The organism is Paenibacillus xylanilyticus, from assembly GCF_047246825.1.
GTDB classification, from domain to species: Bacteria; Bacillota; Bacilli; order Paenibacillales; family Paenibacillaceae; genus Paenibacillus; species Paenibacillus xylanilyticus_B.
In genome coordinates this window covers 328,537-347,507 of record NZ_JBFOLB010000003.1, presented here as the reverse complement: position 1 = coordinate 347,507, position 18,971 = coordinate 328,537, and the positions used below count along the sequence as shown (strand labels likewise).

At 49.1% G+C, this 18,971-nt stretch carries 17 protein-coding genes; 13 read left to right on the top strand and 4 right to left on the bottom strand.

All coding sequences use genetic code 11. The features are described from left to right. Positions 1–74: 74 nt before the first annotated feature. Positions 75–698 (bottom strand): TetR/AcrR family transcriptional regulator, encoded by a 624-nt coding sequence (locus tag AB3N00_RS20915; protein ID WP_413036315.1) that lies wholly within the window; start codon positions 696–698, stop codon positions 75–77. Positions 699–873: 175 nt separating this feature from the next. Between AB3N00_RS20915 and AB3N00_RS20910 the strand changes: the two genes are divergently transcribed. Further along, positions 874–3,105: an MMPL family transporter gene (locus AB3N00_RS20910; RefSeq protein ID WP_413036314.1), complete on the top strand. Its 2,232-nt coding sequence runs from the start codon at positions 874–876 to the stop codon at positions 3,103–3,105. 235 nt (positions 3,106–3,340) lie between these two features. Continuing rightward, on the top strand, positions 3,341–4,294 hold the full coding sequence (locus AB3N00_RS20905; RefSeq protein ID WP_413036313.1) for a nucleoside hydrolase: 954 nt from the start codon (positions 3,341–3,343) through the stop codon (positions 4,292–4,294). Between the two features lie 136 nt (positions 4,295–4,430). Here AB3N00_RS20905 and AB3N00_RS20900 read toward each other — a convergent pair whose 3' ends face one another. Next, on the bottom strand, positions 4,431–5,174 hold the full coding sequence (locus tag AB3N00_RS20900; RefSeq protein WP_413036312.1) for a DUF3105 domain-containing protein: 744 nt from the start codon (positions 5,172–5,174) through the stop codon (positions 4,431–4,433). 260 nt (positions 5,175–5,434) lie between these two features. Beyond that, positions 5,435–6,058, bottom strand: a complete 624-nt coding sequence (locus AB3N00_RS20895; protein ID WP_413036311.1) for a hypothetical protein — start codon at positions 6,056–6,058, stop codon at positions 5,435–5,437. Between the two features lie 68 nt (positions 6,059–6,126). Here AB3N00_RS20895 and AB3N00_RS20890 point away from each other — a divergent pair, with 68 nt between their 5' ends. The 11 genes from AB3N00_RS20890 to AB3N00_RS20840 all read left to right on the top strand — a co-directional run bounded on the left by AB3N00_RS20890 (position 6,127) and on the right by AB3N00_RS20840 (position 17,418). After that, a complete protein-coding gene (locus AB3N00_RS20890) occupies positions 6,127–6,261 on the top strand; it encodes a hypothetical protein (RefSeq protein ID WP_413036310.1) in 135 nt (44 codons plus the stop codon). Between the two features lie 562 nt (positions 6,262–6,823). After that, a complete protein-coding gene (locus AB3N00_RS20885; protein WP_095290982.1) occupies positions 6,824–7,168 on the top strand; it encodes a Na-translocating system protein MpsC family protein in 345 nt (114 codons plus the stop codon). A gap of 237 nt (positions 7,169–7,405) precedes the next feature. Then, positions 7,406–8,476 (top strand): ABC transporter substrate-binding protein, encoded by a 1,071-nt coding sequence (locus tag AB3N00_RS20880; RefSeq protein WP_413036599.1) that lies wholly within the window; start codon positions 7,406–7,408, stop codon positions 8,474–8,476. A gap of 103 nt (positions 8,477–8,579) precedes the next feature. Beyond that, positions 8,580–9,518: a nucleoside hydrolase gene (locus tag AB3N00_RS20875; protein ID WP_413036309.1), complete on the top strand. Its 939-nt coding sequence runs from the start codon at positions 8,580–8,582 to the stop codon at positions 9,516–9,518. 320 nt (positions 9,519–9,838) lie between these two features. Further along, positions 9,839–10,660, top strand: coding sequence for an ABC transporter permease (locus tag AB3N00_RS20870; RefSeq protein WP_095290986.1), 822 nt, complete (start codon positions 9,839–9,841; stop codon positions 10,658–10,660). Positions 10,661–10,664: 4 nt separating this feature from the next. Beyond that, entirely contained in the window at positions 10,665–11,456 is a 792-nt protein-coding gene (locus AB3N00_RS20865) for an ABC transporter permease (protein WP_413036308.1), read from the top strand. An 18-nt stretch (positions 11,457–11,474) separates the two neighbouring features. Then, a complete protein-coding gene (locus tag AB3N00_RS20860) occupies positions 11,475–12,533 on the top strand; it encodes an ABC transporter ATP-binding protein (protein ID WP_413036307.1) in 1,059 nt (352 codons plus the stop codon). 105 nt (positions 12,534–12,638) lie between these two features. Beyond that, positions 12,639–14,384 (top strand): adenine deaminase, encoded by a 1,746-nt coding sequence (locus tag AB3N00_RS20855; RefSeq protein WP_413036306.1) that lies wholly within the window; start codon positions 12,639–12,641, stop codon positions 14,382–14,384. A gap of 136 nt (positions 14,385–14,520) precedes the next feature. Then, a complete protein-coding gene (locus tag AB3N00_RS20850; protein WP_413036305.1) occupies positions 14,521–15,261 on the top strand; it encodes an HAD family hydrolase in 741 nt (246 codons plus the stop codon). 340 nt (positions 15,262–15,601) lie between these two features. Further along, positions 15,602–16,081 carry a Dps family protein gene (locus AB3N00_RS20845; RefSeq protein WP_413036304.1) on the top strand — a complete coding sequence of 160 codons (480 nt, stop codon included), beginning with the start codon at positions 15,602–15,604 and terminating at the stop codon, positions 16,079–16,081. 128 nt (positions 16,082–16,209) lie between these two features. Beyond that, on the top strand, positions 16,210–17,418 hold the full coding sequence (locus AB3N00_RS20840) for a nitric oxide synthase oxygenase (RefSeq protein WP_413036303.1): 1,209 nt from the start codon (positions 16,210–16,212) through the stop codon (positions 17,416–17,418). A gap of 92 nt (positions 17,419–17,510) precedes the next feature. Here the strand turns inward: AB3N00_RS20840 and AB3N00_RS20835 are convergent, their stop codons facing one another. Continuing rightward, positions 17,511–18,872, bottom strand: coding sequence for an MFS transporter (locus AB3N00_RS20835; protein WP_413036302.1), 1,362 nt, complete (start codon positions 18,870–18,872; stop codon positions 17,511–17,513). Between the last annotated feature and the right edge of the window lie 99 nt (positions 18,873–18,971).

Here is an 18,971-nt window from a genome sequence, read left to right as displayed (position 1 = left end):
CTTGGTCTGCTTCCACGTAATGTAAATTCATCGATCATGGATACTGACATGAGTATATTTCAATCCTGTATACTTCACTTTCTCTGAACAGCTCCATCCAAAAACAAAGCAACCAGCTCATGAGCCAGCTCTTCAATGCTTCCATGCATAGTGCGTACATCTTCACGGTTCGCCAGCATGAGCAGGGACGTAAACGCATGGGCAAGCAGCATGGGATTGGCGGGTCGCAGATAACCGCTATCCATTTCCTGCTTGAAGTGTGTAGCGAGAACATCAAAGATTCGCATCTCGGCTTCACGGATCTGGGCGAGCTGATCGGCATTCAGGTAGGTCTCCGCTTCGCGCATCATGGTCTCGGTATCCACGTGGGACTGCTGCATTTTCGCTGCAGCAACATTCTCCAGTCGCTGCTGCAATGTACCCCGCTCCTCCAGTCGAAGCGCAGTCTGCTGCATGCCCATGGCCATCATTCGCGTAATGGCAACAGTGAACAGCTCCGGTTTGCTGGAGAAGTGGTAATATATGGATGCTTTGGTCACATGGCATTGCGAAGCAATCTGCTGGAGAGAGACGGGTTCATAACCATATTCCATAAATAACTGCGAAGCAGTCATGAGAATCTTCGAGTGGGCTGATGCCTGATCGGCACCTGTTTTGGGTCTTCCCGGCGAGCGGGGTGGCATTGTTTTTTTATTCATGCGGCATACCTCTTTACATAAAATTATCTTGGCATAAAGTGTTCATAAAAATAGTATTGCAAAATTAACCTTCCGGTATATATAATTAATTCGATTATACTATGACCCGTGGTTCATTTCTACAAATTCATATACAATAGGGCTTCATAGAAACAGAACAGGAGATGAAGAGACAATGCAAGAAGGATCAGGCTACGGTCGCTGGGTTGCCGGCAAACGAAGCAAATGGATTACGCTGTTGGTATGGATTATCATTGCGGTTGTGCTTGGTATGGTGTGGCCAGCCGTAGGCGATCGTGAAACGAATAATGCGCAGGACCTGAGTGATTCCAAACCATCGGTAGAGGCGGCTGCGGTTGCCCAAAGAGAATTTCCCAGTGGGGAAGGGCTGCCTGCATTAATCGTTTGGCGTCAAGCTGGCGGGCTGACAGATCAGCAGATCGAACAGATTCAGGCGCTGACAGAGCGACTGGATCAGGATCCGGTGGAGCAGCAGCAGGCGGTGGTACCTTTGTATCAATTGCCGCCACAGGCGCTGAAGGGTCAACTGTCGGAGGACGGAAGTACGCTGGTTATGCCGCTCTTCTTCAATGAGGGTGCGGATTCGGAGCAGCTCAAGGAAGGCATCGAGGCAGTTGAACAAAAAACGGAAGACATTTTTGGCTCCAACCCGTTTGATGCTGCCATTGATGATGCCAATACATTAAGTGCACGGGTCACTGGACCTGTAGGCATCTCTATTGATGCGAGCGGGCTTTTCTCATCAGCCGACGTGTCTCTCTTGATTGCGACGGTTGTACTTGTGTTGGTACTGCTGCTGCTGATCTACCGTTCACCGGTACTGGCGATCATTCCAATTATTGCGGTTGGTTTCGCCTATATGGTCACCAGTCCGATTCTTGGATTTATGGCGGATCAGGGCTGGATTACGGTTGATGCACAGTCCATCTCCATTATGACCGTATTGTTGTTCGGAGCAGGAACGGATTACTGCCTGTTCATGATCTCCAGATTCCGCCAGATTCTCTATCATGAGCCGGACAAAAAGAAGGCACTCTTCCAGGCAATAACCGGATCATCCGGCGCGATTGCCATGAGTGGATTCACCGTCGTTGCAGCCCTACTGGTATTGCTGCTTGCTGAGTACGGTGCGTATCACCGTTTTGCCGTTCCATTCAGTTTGTCCATCTTCATCATGTTTATTGCCAGCTTGACGCTGGTTCCGGCACTGCTTGCGATCTTCGGCCGGGGATCATTCTACCCGTTCGTACCACGTACGCACGAGATGGAAGTGGAGCGTGCCAAGAAAAAAGGCAAACCGGCTCCGGCTCCGCGCAAAATCAAGGAAAGCTGGATTGGCCGCACAGTCATCACCAAGCCATGGACTGTTCTGGCCATTACACTGGTACTGCTCGGTGGACTTGCTGCCTTCTCAAGTCAGATCAAATTCACGTATGACCTGCTGTCTTCCTTCCCGGAAGATGTGCCTTCCCGAGAAGGGTTTACCGTTATTGGGGAACAGTTCTCCGAGGGCGAATTGGCCCCAGCCAAGGTCATTATTGATGCCGAGGGCAAGGAAACAGATCTGAAGCAGCGCCTCGAAGCATTGGATTATGTGAGCAAGGTGGGCGAGGCCCAGCAGGGTGCAGAGAATGCCAACATTACCGCCTATGATGTCGAGTTCAATCTGAATCCATATTCCATGGAGGCGATGCAGCATATTCCAGATCTGCGTGCAACGGCTGAACAGGCATTGACCGACGCAGGAGTTACGAGTGTTGACAGTCATGTCTGGATCGATGGTCAGACTGCTGAGCAGTACGACATTGAAGTTACCGGAGAACGGGATGCGAGCATCATTATTCCGGTTGTCATCGGGATGATCACGCTGCTGCTCTTGTTATATCTGCGCTCTGTGGTCGCAACGGCATATCTGATTGCCACCGTGGTACTCTCCTACTTCTCGGCACTTGGGCTCGGATGGCTCATCATCCATTACGGACTTGGTGCAGATGCAATTCAGGGTGCGATTCCGCTGTATTCATTCGTATTCCTGGTAGCACTCGGTGAAGACTATAACATCTTCATGATCTCGAGTATCTGGCAGAAACGAAAAACGATGCCTCTTCGTCAAGCGATCAAGGAAGGCGTTGGCGAGACCGGGTCGGTCATTACTTCAGCCGGTCTGATTCTCGCAGGTACGTTTGCCGTACTGGCAACACTGCCGATTCAGGTATTGGTGCAGTTCGGTATTATTACGGCAGCAGGTGTATTGCTCGATACATTCCTTGTCCGTCCGTTCATGGTGCCTGCCATTACAACCTTGTTGGGCAAATGGGCATTCTGGCCAGGCAAATACGAGCCTGTCGCCGAGGAAACGGGCAAAAAGCAAACGTCCTCCATGTAATCCATAGTGGGGATACAGGACGGACCCAAACCATGACGTCGATCGAAATGAGCACGTCATGGATGGAAGAGATGCGGACAGTGCGAACAACGGCACTGTCCGCATTTTTATACCAAGTCCGAGGGGAAGGTTTACGTATAACAGGTTTTTGGGACATAATAGAAGGAACGTTGGTCTTGGGCTAACGGATGGAATAACATCATAGGGACAACCAGGGGAAGGATGAAAGCAAGCAATGACGAACCAACTTAATGTGTACTTTAACCATGACGGCGGCGTGGATGACCTCGTATCGCTGTTCATGCTTCTGCAGATGGACAATGTAAAAGTTACAGGTGTATCGGTTATTCCGGCAGATGGATATCTGGAGCCAGCTACAGATGCCAGCCGCAAAATTATTGATCGCTTTGGTACATATTCCGTAGAAGTATCCAAATCCAACTCCAGAGGTAAAAATCCGTTTCCTGCGGCTTGGAGATTGCACTCCTTCTATGTAGATGCACTGCCTATCCTGAACGAGTCTGGCAAAATGGAAGCTCCATTGTCATCCGTTCCGGCTCACCAGCACCTGATTGAGAAAGTACGCAACACCGAAGGTAAAACGCTGCTTCTGTTCACGGGTCCACTGACGGACCTCGCGCGTGCACTCGACGAAGCACCGGACATTGAAGAGAAAATCGACAAGCTGGTATGGATGGGCGGTACGTTCGAAAGAGGAAACGTGGAAGAGCCTGAGCATGATGGCACAGCCGAATGGAACGTATTCTGGGATCCGGAAGCAGCTTACCGTGTATGGGAAAGTGGTATTCAGATTGATCTGGTTGCACTGGAGAGCACAAACAAAGTACCTCTTACACCTGCTGTGCGTAATCGCTGGGCAGCTGAGCGACGCTACGAAGGCGTTGATTTCCTGGGGAACTGCTACGCAGGATGCCCGCCACTGGTTTACAGTGAGACGAATTCCACGTATTATCTGTGGGACGTGCTGACTACCGCTTCGGTGGGACGCGAGGATATCGTGAAGAAGAAAACCGTGAATTGCATCGTCATTCCGGATGGTCCAAGCCAAGGCCGCACGGTAGAGCAAGCTGACGGACGTCCAGTACAACTGGTGTACGATACCGATCCAGAGGCATTCTTCACGTATATGACGGATCTGGGTAAAAAAGCTGCTCCGCAGCGCTATTAATTCAGACAACTTCAGGGTTGCACTGTTATTACAATAAAATAAAGCCGCAGGTGGGTAGCCAAGGATTTTCCCTGGTTTCCGCCATGCGGCTTTTTATGTTTTTATGCAATTAAAGGTTGTAAGGTCGGCAGAGAAATTACATGGTGCCGCCGCCCTGGCGAATCGAGGCAGGAATTTTTTCCGGTCCTTGGTTAATATATTTGTTAATAAATGTGCCGACTCTCGCATCATCAAATTGGTCCAGCTTCATCGTTTTGGTCCAGGCGGTCACCACAACTTCACTGCCCTCTGGAATATCCTTGTTCGGGACAGCGAGGATACCGGCTCCTGCCTCCCGGAACTTGGTGAGATATTTCAGGTGCTCTTTCAGGTCATCGCTTGCATTCTCACGGTAATAAATGATGATATCTCCATGTTCCAGATTGTGGACAAGATAAGGATACCCCGGGAAATCAGTGTAAAAACCAAATTTGATGTCATGCGGATTATGAGGCCCTGAAGTGGGGATCGTCATCTCGTAATCAATAGGTTCCTCCGTGTGTTCTGCTCCATAGTAGGGGTCATCAGTTACATCAATCGTAGCGTTCGCAGTAAGATCAGCCACATTATACTTGGTTAATGCACCTTGCATGAAGAAAAGAACAAGGACAATGATCGACACCCCGAGCAAGGAGTGTGCAGCCAGCCGGATGGATCGACTTTTCTTTTTGATTGTGGCTCGTTCATCTTTCTTCATATGACTCAGGACTTTGCCCTGTGTGCGTGACGCAAGGATATAAGCTGCAATGGAGAGCACCAGCAGGACTGCACCCACAATGAGCCACAGATAGGATGTGCCTGCCTCGTGGTTCATTTGCATGTGATTCATATCGTGATTCATCGGTTGATCCTCTTCTTTCTTTTTCAAAATGGAATTGGTATTATTTCACTACATTATGTAGTGTTAAACCCGGCGTCCGAGACCCGTCTTCAGGAAAACATGAAGTACCTCGGTACGTAAATACAAACATAAGGTTTGCACTACACATTATAGTGTATCGAAGATGCCAGTGCAATCATGGATTGGGACACGAAAAAAGACCCTTCTGAACGATGCAGAGGGGTCTCTCCAAGATGAAAATTAATAATATGGCGTGCTGATTACAAACGGCCAAAAGGCGAAAGCATCATGCCCAGAATTCCAATAATGGTACTTGTGAGAAAACGGTACAATATATAGAGCAAAACAACGTTGGCAATAAGTACCGTATACATGCTGTCAAAGGCTGATTTGATGCGATTGAGTGGATGTTGGAACAGCACCGTATTCATGCCTGCAAATAGAATGACATAGGACACAACCAGAAAGAATATGGAGAAACGGAAAGAGATGAAAATAAACAGGTTCGCCAGAATGAGCGATGGCACAGCCGGAACGAGTAACGTACCATATTGGGCTACGAGCGTTTTCGGACGGAACGTGACTTTTTCAATTTTCAATACAGCGTAGATCAGGATAACAGCCACGATCAGGATGACGGCGGTAAACAACAGCGGGCGAATAAACCCGGCTATAAATACCCCTTCCATATCCAAGCGGCTGAAGGTAATTAAAAAGTATGTAGACGACAGGATCGCGATGAGAGCCATCGTAATCATCCCGTTCAGTGCATGTTGTTCACCAACGGTTTTCATGGTCTGATAAGGACGAGCTAGTACGCTAAGAAAATAGGATAAGTACTGTTTGCTGACTTCTTTGGCTTGCTGAACTTTCTCATTTTGCATGACATTGCTCCACTGATTCGTGTTACTGTCTCCAGCAGATGAATGGCTATTTGGGCCGGAATTGTCATATGTCTGTTCGATCGGTGTTGAAGCAGAGGGAGTACGGGATGAACCGGATGGAGAAGGCGTTGCTTGCGTACTGGACCAACGCGTATATTCCGATTCGGCAGCTGCTGCTGATTCGTGGTCGCGGGGAGTGGTAGAAGAAGAGGGTGACTGAGTCAGATCTGTACCACACCTCTCGCAATAATGTGCATTTCCATTTTCATGATTACATACTGGGCATTTCATGGCATGAGCCTCCAATTTCATAAATTAAAGTAACATAGACATTTTGTCTCATTTTAACGGCTGGTGCCGAAGTTTGTCTATGTTTCCAGTAGAATTAATATCCGTTATTTCCCAAATGCTTGAGAGGGCTTATAAGCGAGAAACAGGTATTGAAATGGTTGATATATACTCCTATCGTATGGTCAGCCAGTCCGATTCATACCGGGGCGTAAGCAGAGAAAGGTGGGGCTTCGAGTAATATGGCGTATCAAAATTGATTTCTTAGCCACAATATTATATGAAGTCTTGAGGCAGCGAGATTTTGTTTACAGCAGAATTGGCATATGAAATTCGGTGTATTTTTGGCTATCGTTCGCTTTTATGTGTTATTTTCATGTTAAGTATATCTTTTGGGTTGCCTCTTATCGTATATTTATGTATAATCAAACGTGTTAACACGTCGAATGTACGGTAGTAAATGATGAAGGTGAATTCATGGAACTGCTGGACAGTAATGAAAGCAAGAAAAAGATGTGCCAGTATTACAACGAAATTTCGAAGGAACTATTCGGCTTCGGTACCACTCTCCTGAGAGTGACCGTCGATCAGAATATAGTGACCTTCTTTGCCAAGCACCGACGTTCGCCACGCTCTGACGCCCTGGAAGGGGAGGCCCCCGGCTTAAAGCTGGAAGTGGACTTCCGCATGTCTGTCTTATATAAGAAGAAATTCCGGGAGAAGCTCGAGCAGCACATGGGTTTGCCAATTGAAGCTGTACTAAGGGATTACGATGCGTCCACGCAGTGGGCCATTACGAATATCATCCTGGAACAGGCATAACGTGGATCGACTGGTTCGATACGAGTCATGCGTAATGTTCCGTTTATATCGTCCCTGACAATTTCATATGATGGCGTTTGTCTTCGGATTGATTCTGAAGCAGAAACCAATGATGTACCGGCAGCGGGTGTCGCTTTCCTTTGTTTACGAAGAAAAGTGTTCTTGTTCTTACAAGAATGCTTTTCTTTTTGTTTTTTTAATACACATCAAACAATTCAGGAGGAATTCAGGATCATGATGAAAAAGTGGATTAGCGGTTTGGCAGCAGTGGCAATGACATCGGTATTACTTGCAGGTTGCGGCAGCAGCACGGATGATGCGACAGGCGAATCAGGCAGCGGGGCAACAGCAGCAAATAAACTGGTGATCTCCACTTGGGGCTTCTCAGAAGATTTCTTCAATGAAGAAGTATTTGGTCCATTCGAAAAAGAACATAATGTAGACATCGTGCTTGAAGTCGGCAATAACGCTGAACGTCTGAACAAAATCCGTCAGGGCACGTCGAATGTCGATGTCATCTACCTGTCTGACTACTATGCACAACAAGGCATTGATGAAGGTTTGTTTGAGAAAATCGACCGCTCCAAAATTCCGAATGTGAACGATATCTACGATATTGCAAAAGCACCACTTGGCGAAGATTATGGCCCGGCTTACACGATTGGCCAGCTCGGTATCGCCTACAATCCTGACCTCGTTTCCAAAGAAGTGAGTTCATGGAGTGACCTGTGGGACCCAGCGTTTGAAAATAACCTGACCATCCCGAATATCACGGCAACAGCAGGCCCTATGATTGTGGATGCAGCTTCCCGTGTAGCCGGAAACGATACGTTTAATGAAGATGCAGCATTTGCTGAACTGAAAAAACTGAGCGGCAATGTGGTGAAATTCTACAGCCAAACGTCCGAATTCGTGAACATGTTCTCCCAGGAAGAGATTGCAGGCGGTCCGATCATGGAGATGTACTTCAAAGATCTGAAGGCAGCCGTACCTAATGCGAAGTTTGTAACTCCTAGCGAAGGTGCATATGCCGTAATGAATACAATCAATGTGGTGAAGGGCAGCAAAAACAAAGAACTGGCTGAAGAGTTCATCAACTGGCAGCTGAGCCAGGATGTACAAGCGAAATCTGCCAAAGCTAAAGTGGATTCCCCGGTAAACACCAAGGTTGAACTGACTGCTGAAGAGGCAGAGGGCGTAACGTATGGTGCTGACGTGGTTGAGAAGCTGAACAAGCTGGATATGGAATTCGTGAATCAACAGTCAAAAGCATGGACAGATCGTTGGAACCGTGAGATTGCACAATAAGCATCATTGAATAGAGCTTAAGAAGAACGACAGCATTAAACGATGGAACGGAAGCAATAAACTTTGCAGCAAGCACGATTAAGGGTAGAGGAGTTGAGCACGTATGAGTGAAGCGTTAAATCGCATCATCCTAGATGTAGACACGGGTATTGATGATGCACTGGCGATTTTGCTGGCCGTCAAAAGCCGAAAGCTGGACATTCTCGGCATTACCACGGTCTGTGGGAACGTATCGCTCCAGCAGGCAACCGATAATACATGCAAAATTCTTGAACTGGCGGGTGCGCCTGAAATCCCGGTGATTGCCGGAGCAGCAGGACCACTCACCCGCAAATCGCATTATGAACATCGGGTACATGGACAGGACGGATTGGGCGGAGCACTGCCTGAACCGGCATTGTCCAAGCGGGCGGAAGAGGGCTTTGCACCAGAGTTTATTGTGGAGCAAGCCAAGCTGTATCCGGGTGAACTGACACTCATTATGACTGCGCCACTAACGAATCTCGCGCTCGCATTGCTGAAGTGTCCAGAACTGCCTTCATTATTGAAGGAAGTCATCTTCATGGGTGGCGTTGTTCGAGGACATGGCAATATTACCCCGACGGCAGAGTACAATACGTACGCTGATCCGGAAGCTGCACGCATCGTTTTGCACGCAGGTATTGAGAAGCTTACACAAGTAGGTCTGGATGTAACACGTCAAACGCTGCTGAATGAAGCAACGATTGAGCGTCTCACAGATCCTGCACTGCGTGCGTACGTGGCTCAGAGTACCGAAATCTATATCAATCGTTATGAGCAAATGAATGGCGTCCGGGCTTGCGCTCTGCATGATCCGCTGGCGGTGGGCGTTGCCCTTGCACCGGAACTCGTTGGACGCAAATCGTATTACGTGGATGTCGAGACGGCCAGCCGCCTGTGCGATGGTCAGATGGTGTGCGACTTCCAAAACCGTTTGGGCCAGCAGCCCAACACCCTCGTCTGCGAAACCGTAGACGCCGAAGCATTCCTTGAATTGTTTATCAACGCGTTAAATGCGTAGCTATGATCTTTACGGAATTTGGGTTCACTCTAAAAATCAGTCCTTACGTAATTCGCTGGTAGTGTAGGGGACGAAATCGATTCTGTAGAAGCGAAGCGTTCGCCTAAAAGCTTTCTGTAAGAAAGCTGCTTCGGAAGCATACGCTATCCTTGGATTTTTCCTTCTATAAGAAGGAGATCAAGAAAATCCAAGGATAACAGCGATCGAAAGAACGATTCGTAACCGGAACGGCTGGTGGGATTAACGTGAAGCACTTATTTTTGAAATGTGCCTAAATGAAACGTGTGAATAAAACCATTTTAAAAGTCAGGAGTACCGCGATGAAGAAATCAGTAATCTACTGGCTATTGCTGCCGGGGTTCGTGTTTTTGGCGGCATTTATGATCATTCCGATTGTCCTGACGATCGGATCAACGTTTTTCCAGGAAAACTCCTTCACCTTTGAAGGATACATGCATTTTTTCAGAGACCCTTACTTTTTGAAAATATTGCTTACGACGCTGCAGGTCAGCGTGGTCACCACCCTCGTCTGTGTGGTGCTCGGATTCCCGACAGCTTATTATATTTCGCAAAAAGCGCCGCGCCGCAAAGGTATTCTGCTGGCACTGGCCATCTTCCCGCTGCTGACAAGCCCGGTCGTGCGCTCGTTCAGCTGGATGATCATTCTCGGACGCAAAGGGCTGATCAATAACGCCCTGGTTGGTTTGGGCATCGTGGACAAGCCGCTGGATATCCTGTACACGCCGGCAGCCATGATGATCGGTCTGACTCACTTGTTCCTGCCACTGATGATCATATCTCTGGTCGGTGTGCTTGAGAACATCGACAATGACCTGCTCAAGGCAGCGCAAAGCCTGGGTGCATCCCGCATTACGGCATTCCGCCGGGTTGTGTTCCCGCTGGCTGTGCCAGGACTTGTCATCGGAGCCGTGCTCGTGTTTGTTGGAAGCCTTACGGCGTATACAACGCCAGCGCTCCTTGGAGGCAAGCAGCGCGTCATCGCCACGTTCCTGTATCAAAACGCCATGACCCTCAACGACTGGTATCTGGCCTCGGTCGTTGCCGCGATTATGATTGTCATTACATTTGTCGTGGTCGGTGTCATGAACAAAATGGCCAAAACTTTAAATCCGAAGGGGTAGACATATGCGGGAGAAACATATCGGGCTGGGCCTGTTCAGTCTGCTGGTCTTTATCTTTCTGCTGGGCCCGCTTCTGATCATATCGGTCACTTCGTTTGAACCGGGAACGGTACTCAAATTTCCGCCGGAGGGCTTCTCCCTCCGCTGGTACGAAAATATTTTCAACACAGGCGGTTTCCTCCGCACGTTCCAGACGTCCATCATCATCTCCCTGCTGGGGAACTTGCTGGCGCTGTTGCTCGGAGTTCCTGCTGCATACGCACTTAGTCGTTACGATTTCAAAGGCAAGTCCTTGCTGAACGCATTGTTCCTGTCCCCGGTACTCATTCCGGGTATCGTGCTTGGTTTTACATTGATGAAATACCTGATTGTGATCTACCATCTGCCGATGTATCTGGGTCTGCTGATCGGTCACACGATTATCATGCTTCCATTTATTATTCGCGTCATTGCATCCAGTCTGTCGAGCTTTGACTTTGCGGTGGAAGAAGCTGCGCTGAGTCTCGGCGCGGGACGGGTAAGAACGTTCTTCCAGATCGTGCTGCCCAACATTCGTTCTGGGATTCTGGCGGCTGTGCTGATTGCCTTTCTGGAGTCGTTCAATAACGTGGACATCTCCGTGTTCATGACCGGACCAGGGGTAAGCACATTACCGATTCAGATGCTGACGTATGTGGAGAATTATTTTGACCCAACCATTGCAGCCATTTCCGTGCTGCTGATGGTATTGACCGGACTTTTGATGTTCGTGATCGAACGGATCATGGGCGGATTTTCATACTTTACTAAACGTTAATTGGAGGCGCAGAACGCTATGGCATTGCTGACATTGGATCGCGTATCGGTGGCTTACGATAACCAGACGATCCTGAAGGATTTTCAATTGGAGCTGGAAAAAGGTAAGCTTCTCTCCCTGCTCGGACCGAGCGGTTGCGGCAAAACAACTACGCTGCGCCTCATCGCCGGATTCCTGGAAGCAACACAGGGCAAGTTTATGTTCGGCGGCAAGGACTATACGAAGGTTCCCGTGAACAAGCGGAACTTCGGATTTGTATTTCAGAGTTATGCGTTATTTCCGCACCTGTCTGTCTATGACAACGTGGCCTTCGGCCTGCGGATGCGCAAGGTGAAAGATAAGGACATCGCATCACGCGTCATGCGCATTCTTGAAGTGGTGAACCTGAACGGTTTCGAAAAACGTTTCCCGCAGGAACTGTCCGGTGGACAGCGTCAGCGTGTGGCGATTGCTCGCGCACTTGTGATTGAACCGGATCTTCTGCTGTTTGACGAACCGCTCAGTAACCTGGATGCCAACCTGCGACTCAACATGCGGGTGGAGATTCGCCGGATTCAGCAGGAGCTGGGGATTACGACACTTTATGTCTCCCATGACCAGGAGGAGTGCTTCTCCATCTCGGATCAGGTGGCGATCATGAACAAAGGCGTTGTCGAGCAGCTCGACCGCCCGGAGACCATCTTCAAATATCCGGCAACGGAATTTGTAGCCCAATTTATCGGATTCCATAACTTTATTGAGTTTGCTGAGCGCAGTGATGCGGGAGATGAAATCTCGCTGAAAGCGGGAGGACGTTTGTTCACCGCAACAGCCCATCCCGGAACGGCACGTCCCGGCGCCCGCAAAGGTGCGATTCGCCCGGATGATCTAATCGTTAGTGGGGATACGTCAGCTGATCTGGCAAATGCCTTGCCAGGGATCGTGAAGGTGAGTACGTATCTGGGACGCAGCTATCAGTATGTCATTGAGACAGAACTCGGTGATTTTACAGCCAACCAGGAGATGGAGACGCCGTACCTCAGTGGGCAGCGCGTCAGCCTGATTTTCCCGCAGGACAAACTAGTCCTCGTTGAATAGATGAATCAGCAGTAGACGTAAATAGCAGCAGGAAGCAGAAGCAGCAAAGGCAGCATGCTGCAGGTTTGGATATGCAGCATGCTCAGAAGAAGGAGATTATGCCCCATGCGTGCAGATCAACTGATTGTGAATGTTAATGTGTATAACAGTTATTATAAAAGGTTTGAATTGAACAACGTCGCTGTATTGGACGGCAGGTTTATGTACGTCGGACCAGGCGGCCCTGAGCTGATTCAGGCAGATGAGGTCATCGATGCAAGGGGAAGATATATGATTCCCGGCCTTATCGATATCCACCTGCACATCGAGAGTACGATGGTGACGCCGGCCACCTTTTCCCATGGGCTGATTCGCTGCGGGGTAACGTCCATTGTAGCGGAACCGCATGAGATGGCGAATGTGTTTGGGCTCGAAGGGGTGCAGGAGATGATGGCTGCGAGTCGTGAGACCATGGTCAACATGTTCTATGCCATCCCGAGCTCCGTTCCGGCAACGCCAATGGAAACAACGGGCGGATCTATTGAGATCAAAGATATGGATGTACTTCTCGCAACCGGAGAGATCATCTGTCTGGGCGAAATCATGAACTACGTGGATGTCATCCGTGACCCGGAATGCAAGACCAACCAGATTCTTCAGCATATTCGCCAAAATTACCCGGATCTCGTGATCGAAGGTCATACACCGAAATTGCTAGGGCTGGATCTGCACCGACTGATCTATGCAGGTGTGGACTCGGATCATACTCATCAGAGCATAGAAGGACTGCAGGCGCGGATTTCAGCAGGCATGTTCATTGAGATCCAGGAGAAATCGATGACCCCTGAGGTTATGGATTACTTGATTCAGCATGATGTGGCCCAGCATTTCTGTTTCGTGACGGATGACGTTATGCCGGACTCCCTCGTGGAACGAGGCCATCTGGATCATATTGTGCGTAAGGCCATTCAGATGGGCATGCGTCCGGAAGATGCCATTTACGCAGCAACGTCTACGCCGGCATCCCGAATGAAAATGACGGATCGGGGCAGCATCGCCCCAGGCAAGGTGGCGGATTATGTTCTGGTATCCAATCTGGAAACATTGGCGATTGATCAAGTGTACAAAAATGGCCGGAAAGCTTATGACGACTACGAACCGTATAAGCAGGAACGGATGACGGGGCAGTTCCCGCCCCATTTCTATAACAGTGTACAATTGGACAAGCTGACAGTAGAGGATTTCACGATTTCATTGAGCGATCCCAAAGTCAGGGATGCCGCTAATCAGGCGGTACAAGATTCATTCAACTGCCGCGTAATGATGGTGAAGGACGGCTCGACCTTCGTGGAAGAACATATCGCTCAGCTTCAGGCTGCCAATGGTGAACTCCAGTGGGAAGACAGCGGATACGGACAGATTGCTACCTTTGAGCGTTATGGTGTCAATGGCAATCGGGCACATGGTTTGATCGGTGGAGATACGATTAAACGGGGTGCTATTGCAACGACGTATTCACATGACAACCACAACCTCCTGGTCGTTGGACGCAACCGTGAAGATATGATTCTGGCAGCTAACACCGTTATTTCGAGCCAGGGCGGATTCTGTGTGGTAGAGGACGGCAAGGTGCTGTCTCACTTGGAGCTCCCTGTGGGAGGCATTTTGACGGAAGAGCCGCTCGCTGTAGTTTCTCATCAGGTGAAGGAGCTGCGGGCAGCAATGCTCTCTCTTGGATATGTGCACTATAACCCGATCATGTCCATCAGCACCCATTCCCTCGCGGTGAGTCCTGCGCTGAAAATTACAGATCACGGCCTGATTGATGTGAACGCTGGCAAAGTTGTACCGCTGATTGTAGAGCAGCAATGAGTATTTAGTTATCATGGAGTAAGGTGATTATAAGACGCCCCATTTCAAGCAATATGCTATGAAATGGGGCGTTTCTGGTTTAGCATGTATACTAAAAAGGAGTATATGGAGCAATGGTTAGGAGGAAAGATCAGTAATGACGGAAAGAATAAATAACACAAAAGCCATATTTTTCGATGTAGATGATACGTTGTACGATCACTTGCAGCCACTCCGTGGAGCATTGCAGGAAGTTCTCGGACTACCGGATGATTTTCCATACGCTGAGGCTTACCATCGTTTCCGCTATTATAGTGACTGGTTGTCCGATCAGGAGGACCTCTCTCCTGTTCCTGAGCCAGAAGCCGTGGAACGGATGCGGCGGCGCAGGTTTGAACTGACGATGAAGGAGTTTGGCATAGCTTTGCTAGAGGGTCAGGCTGAAGAACTGCAAGCACAATATCTGAGCAGACAGTTTCAGATCCAGCCTTTTGAAGGTGCATATGATCTGATGAGAAAGCTTATGGCAGATGGACATACCGTAGGGCTCATTACCAATGGTGAGGGAGGACATCAGAGGCGGAAACTCGAAGCACTGGATGTGTTTGGCCTCTTTCCGGAGGAGCGAATCTTCATCTCAGGGAACATCGGTTATGCTAAACCGGATTCCAGATTGTTTGAACATGTAAGTAAGCAGACAGGGACAGATGCCCGTTCCAGCTTTTACATTGGAGATTCGTGGTGTAACGATGTAGTGGGTGCAGTCGATGCCGGATGGAAAGTCATCTGGTTCAACCACCGCGATGCCCAGCCGGAATCGGATCATCAGCCGCATCATGTGGCACGCACTTATAATGAAGTAGCTCGTATTCTTACATCCGAATTTGTTTATCAATGAAGAGTCATACGTTCTATAATCCAGTCCTGTCACCTCACTGAGGTGAAGGGCTGTTTTATTGTTTTGACTATGTGAGGATGATCGCTGTGTATTAGTCCAATCTAAGGTATAAATGCTGTGTGTAAGATGGAGGGCTCCGGGTTCTGGTGATGGACCAAAAATGAAGCTTAACTTCATGGAATCTTCATTTGATTGGCTGGGCTAATGTCTTCACAAAGTAGAAAGGTGGTGTTATAATTAAAACAAGATTTAGATTAAGTCTAAATTAAATAAACGAAAACAAACTTATATGATGATTAAAAAATCAAATGATATCACATTCGAGAGGGGATAATTATCCATGAGCACAATTCAAACGAAAACCAACACTTTTGCTAACCATGCCGCTGCACTGCACGATGTTCTGAACCGCCAGATTGCAGGCTGGTCCGTACTGTATACGAAACTGCACCATTTCCACTGGTATGTTCAAGGACCACATTTCTTCACGCTGCACGCCAAATTCGAAGAACTGTACAATCTGGCTACTGCGAACATGGATGAAGCTGCAGAACGCCTGCTTGCGATTGGTGGCCGTCCGGTAGCCACCATGTCTGAACAGCTGCGTCTGTCTCCAATTCAAGAGGCACAGGGACAATTGTCTGCTGAGCATATGGTAGAGTCTGTAGTTGCCGATCTTCGCACGATGGTGGAAGTCATTAAAGAAGGCATTCATGCAGCAGATGAAGCAGAGGATAACGCTACGGAAGATATGCTGATTGGATTCACAGCAGCGCTGGATAAAGAAATCTGGATGTTAAACGCATTTTTGGGCAAATAAGCTAAGGTAACCAGATATCCTGACAACGATATGTAGAGTCCGTGAACAAAGTCCCCGTTCGCTTACAAATCCGGTGTGCTTGCCGTATAATGATGGCATTCAAGATGTATAGATTGGTGGAATGAACGATGCGGGCAGACCTGGGACAATTGCAGGAAGAAGCTGAACGGTTTATATATACATGTTATGACGAGCTGGGCCATTCGCGTGAAGACGCGCAGGCCCGGCTTATTGCCGTTAACCAAGAGATTGAAGATACCGGCACCTATGTGCATACCGCCGAAGAACTGGAGCAGGGCTGTAAAATGGCATGGAGGAACAGCAACCGCTGTATTGGTCGATTATTCTGGGATAAACTTCGGATTGTGGATGCGCGTCACGCAGACACAGCTGGAACGACGGCGGATGCAGTGCTGAATCATATCCGCGTTGCATCCAATGGCGGTAAAGTCATCCCCATGATTACGATCCTTCCGCCGAATGGGCCAAGCGGAACTCCCGTGCGGATCTGGAATCACCAGCTCATCCGTTATGCCGGATACGAGACAGACCAAGGCATCGTGGGTGATCCCGCATCCGTGGAATTGACCAAGGTAGCCCTGTCACTTGGCTGGAAAGGAGCAGGGAGTGCTTATGATGTATTGCCGCTCATTATTCAGGCGCAGGGGGAATCTCCTGAATGGTACTCTGTACCCCAGGAAGACATTGTGGAAGTGTCGATTGAACACCCGGAGCGGCCCGAGATTGCTGAACTCGGCATTCGCTGGTACGGTGTGCCGATGATTGCGGACATGAGGCTCGAGATTGGCGGCATCTCTTATCCGGCCGCGCCGTTTAACGGTTGGTATATGGGAACCGAGATCGGTGCCCGTAATCTGGCGGATACGTTCAGGTACAACAAATTGCCTGCGGTCGCAGCAGCGCTTGGACTGAATACGTCAAGTGAAACGACGCTCTGGAAAGACCGAGCACTCGTTGAATTGAATGTAGCTGTACTGCATTCGTTCAAGAAAGCAGGCGTCAGTATTGTGGATCATCACACGGCAGCGGCGCAATTTGCATTGTTTGAGCAGCGGGAGGAGATGGCCGGGCGTGAGCTGACCGGCGATTGGGTTTGGCTGATTCCGCCCGTATCTCCGGCGACGACGCATATTTTCCACAGTTCCTACCGCAATGAGATCGTGAAGCCGAACTTTTTCAGGCAGGAGCTGGCGTATACCCTGGATGGAAAAGCATCTGGAGCAGAACAGCAGAATAGCGAAAAGCACAGTATAAAGTCAGAGAATCAACAACCATCGGCCGGAGATTCACCGATGAAATGCCCGTTTGCACACTAATTCGTGCGAGCGGGTTATTTTTTCCCTAGCCTCTATAATAAGAAAAAAATAAAATAAAGAAGACCGCCCACTCGTGTGGGCAGTCTTGTGCGTTACCCCTGTTTCGATCTGTACCGGCTCCGCATCACGGCCTGAACCGCGATGGCAGCAGCGATTAGAACCAGGTTGAACACAAATACGGCATAAAGCGAAACGTACTCCACAAGCAGCGCAGCGATTAGAGGAGAAACGATAGAGCCAATCTCGGCTGCGGAGACGATTTTGCCTATGACTGCGCTTCTACCTGTGTCAGGGATGTGGTCCCCGATATGAGCAAAGAACGAATCCATGTAACAGGCACCGCCAACCCCGCCAATCAGCATGCCAACATATACCCACACATAAGAAGATGTACTTAAAAAAACAACCACTTCGATGCCGATCATCAACATGCCGAACATGCAAAGTAACAGACGATCGCCCATACGGTCCGACAGATAACCGGCTGCTGGAGCAGCAGCAAGGGTTGAAATCCCGGCCACGGTGAAAGCAAGGCTGGTCGCAAACGGGTCCCAGTGCATAATGTGGGCTGCATACAGGGCGAAGTAAGTCAGAAATACGGCATAGGCGCTCATCTCCAGAAAATGTACCGTGCCATAGCCAATGAGTTGTTGTCGCCGGGTAAGCCCTGTAAAAGAGCTTGGAGTGTTATGGTCAGGTGCAACGGAAGTTGGAGAAGCTGTGCCCATATCGTCCACAGCAGTATTGTTTATAATGGTATCGTCAGATGCTGAAGAGGGGAGTTTAATCGCATGGGCATGTTCTACAGTCATATTAGAAGCTGCTCCTGAGTCCGAACCTGAAGCATGTTTGCGTCCGACTTTCTCAGATGGTTGATCAGAGCCCGGCTTGGTCTTCATCCCCATGGCTGTTCCCATAGCCATCAGGCAGCACACTGTAACAAGCAAAAAAGGAACCGACAGCGGCCAATGCAGTGCAAGCCAGCCGCTAATCACCGGGCCGAGCACCATACCTCCGCCTTCACTGCTGCTGATATACCCGTTGTACAGACCACGGTTGTCAGTATTGCCCCCATCCCCGATGATGGATCGTACAATGACCGTAAGTCCGGTGGAAGCGAGTCCTTGCAGTAAACGCAATAGGCCGAACAGAAATGCAGAAGAAGAAACCGCGAAACCGCCCATACAGACTGCGAGAACAAACAGCATGACGATCAGCGCCCGTTGACCTCCGAGTTTACGGTACAGAGCTGCTGCTGGCACCCCGCCAATGACTTTTCCTACATAAAAGAGTGCAAAAATAACCCCCATCATCCAGCCGGACAGGCCGAATTCCTCAATAAACAAAGGAAACAGGGGCAGGATCATGAATCCGCCCATCTGACTAAGAAAACAAATGATCATCAGCAAAGGCAGGTTGCGGCGAATGTCCACGAGCAAAGACTCCTTTCGCACAGAAATCCGACTTCAAGAATCCCTCCAATCTCTCCAGAGGTATGCGTAGATATCGACATATACCCGTAATGTATGCAGGATTTGTGAAAATAAGAAGAA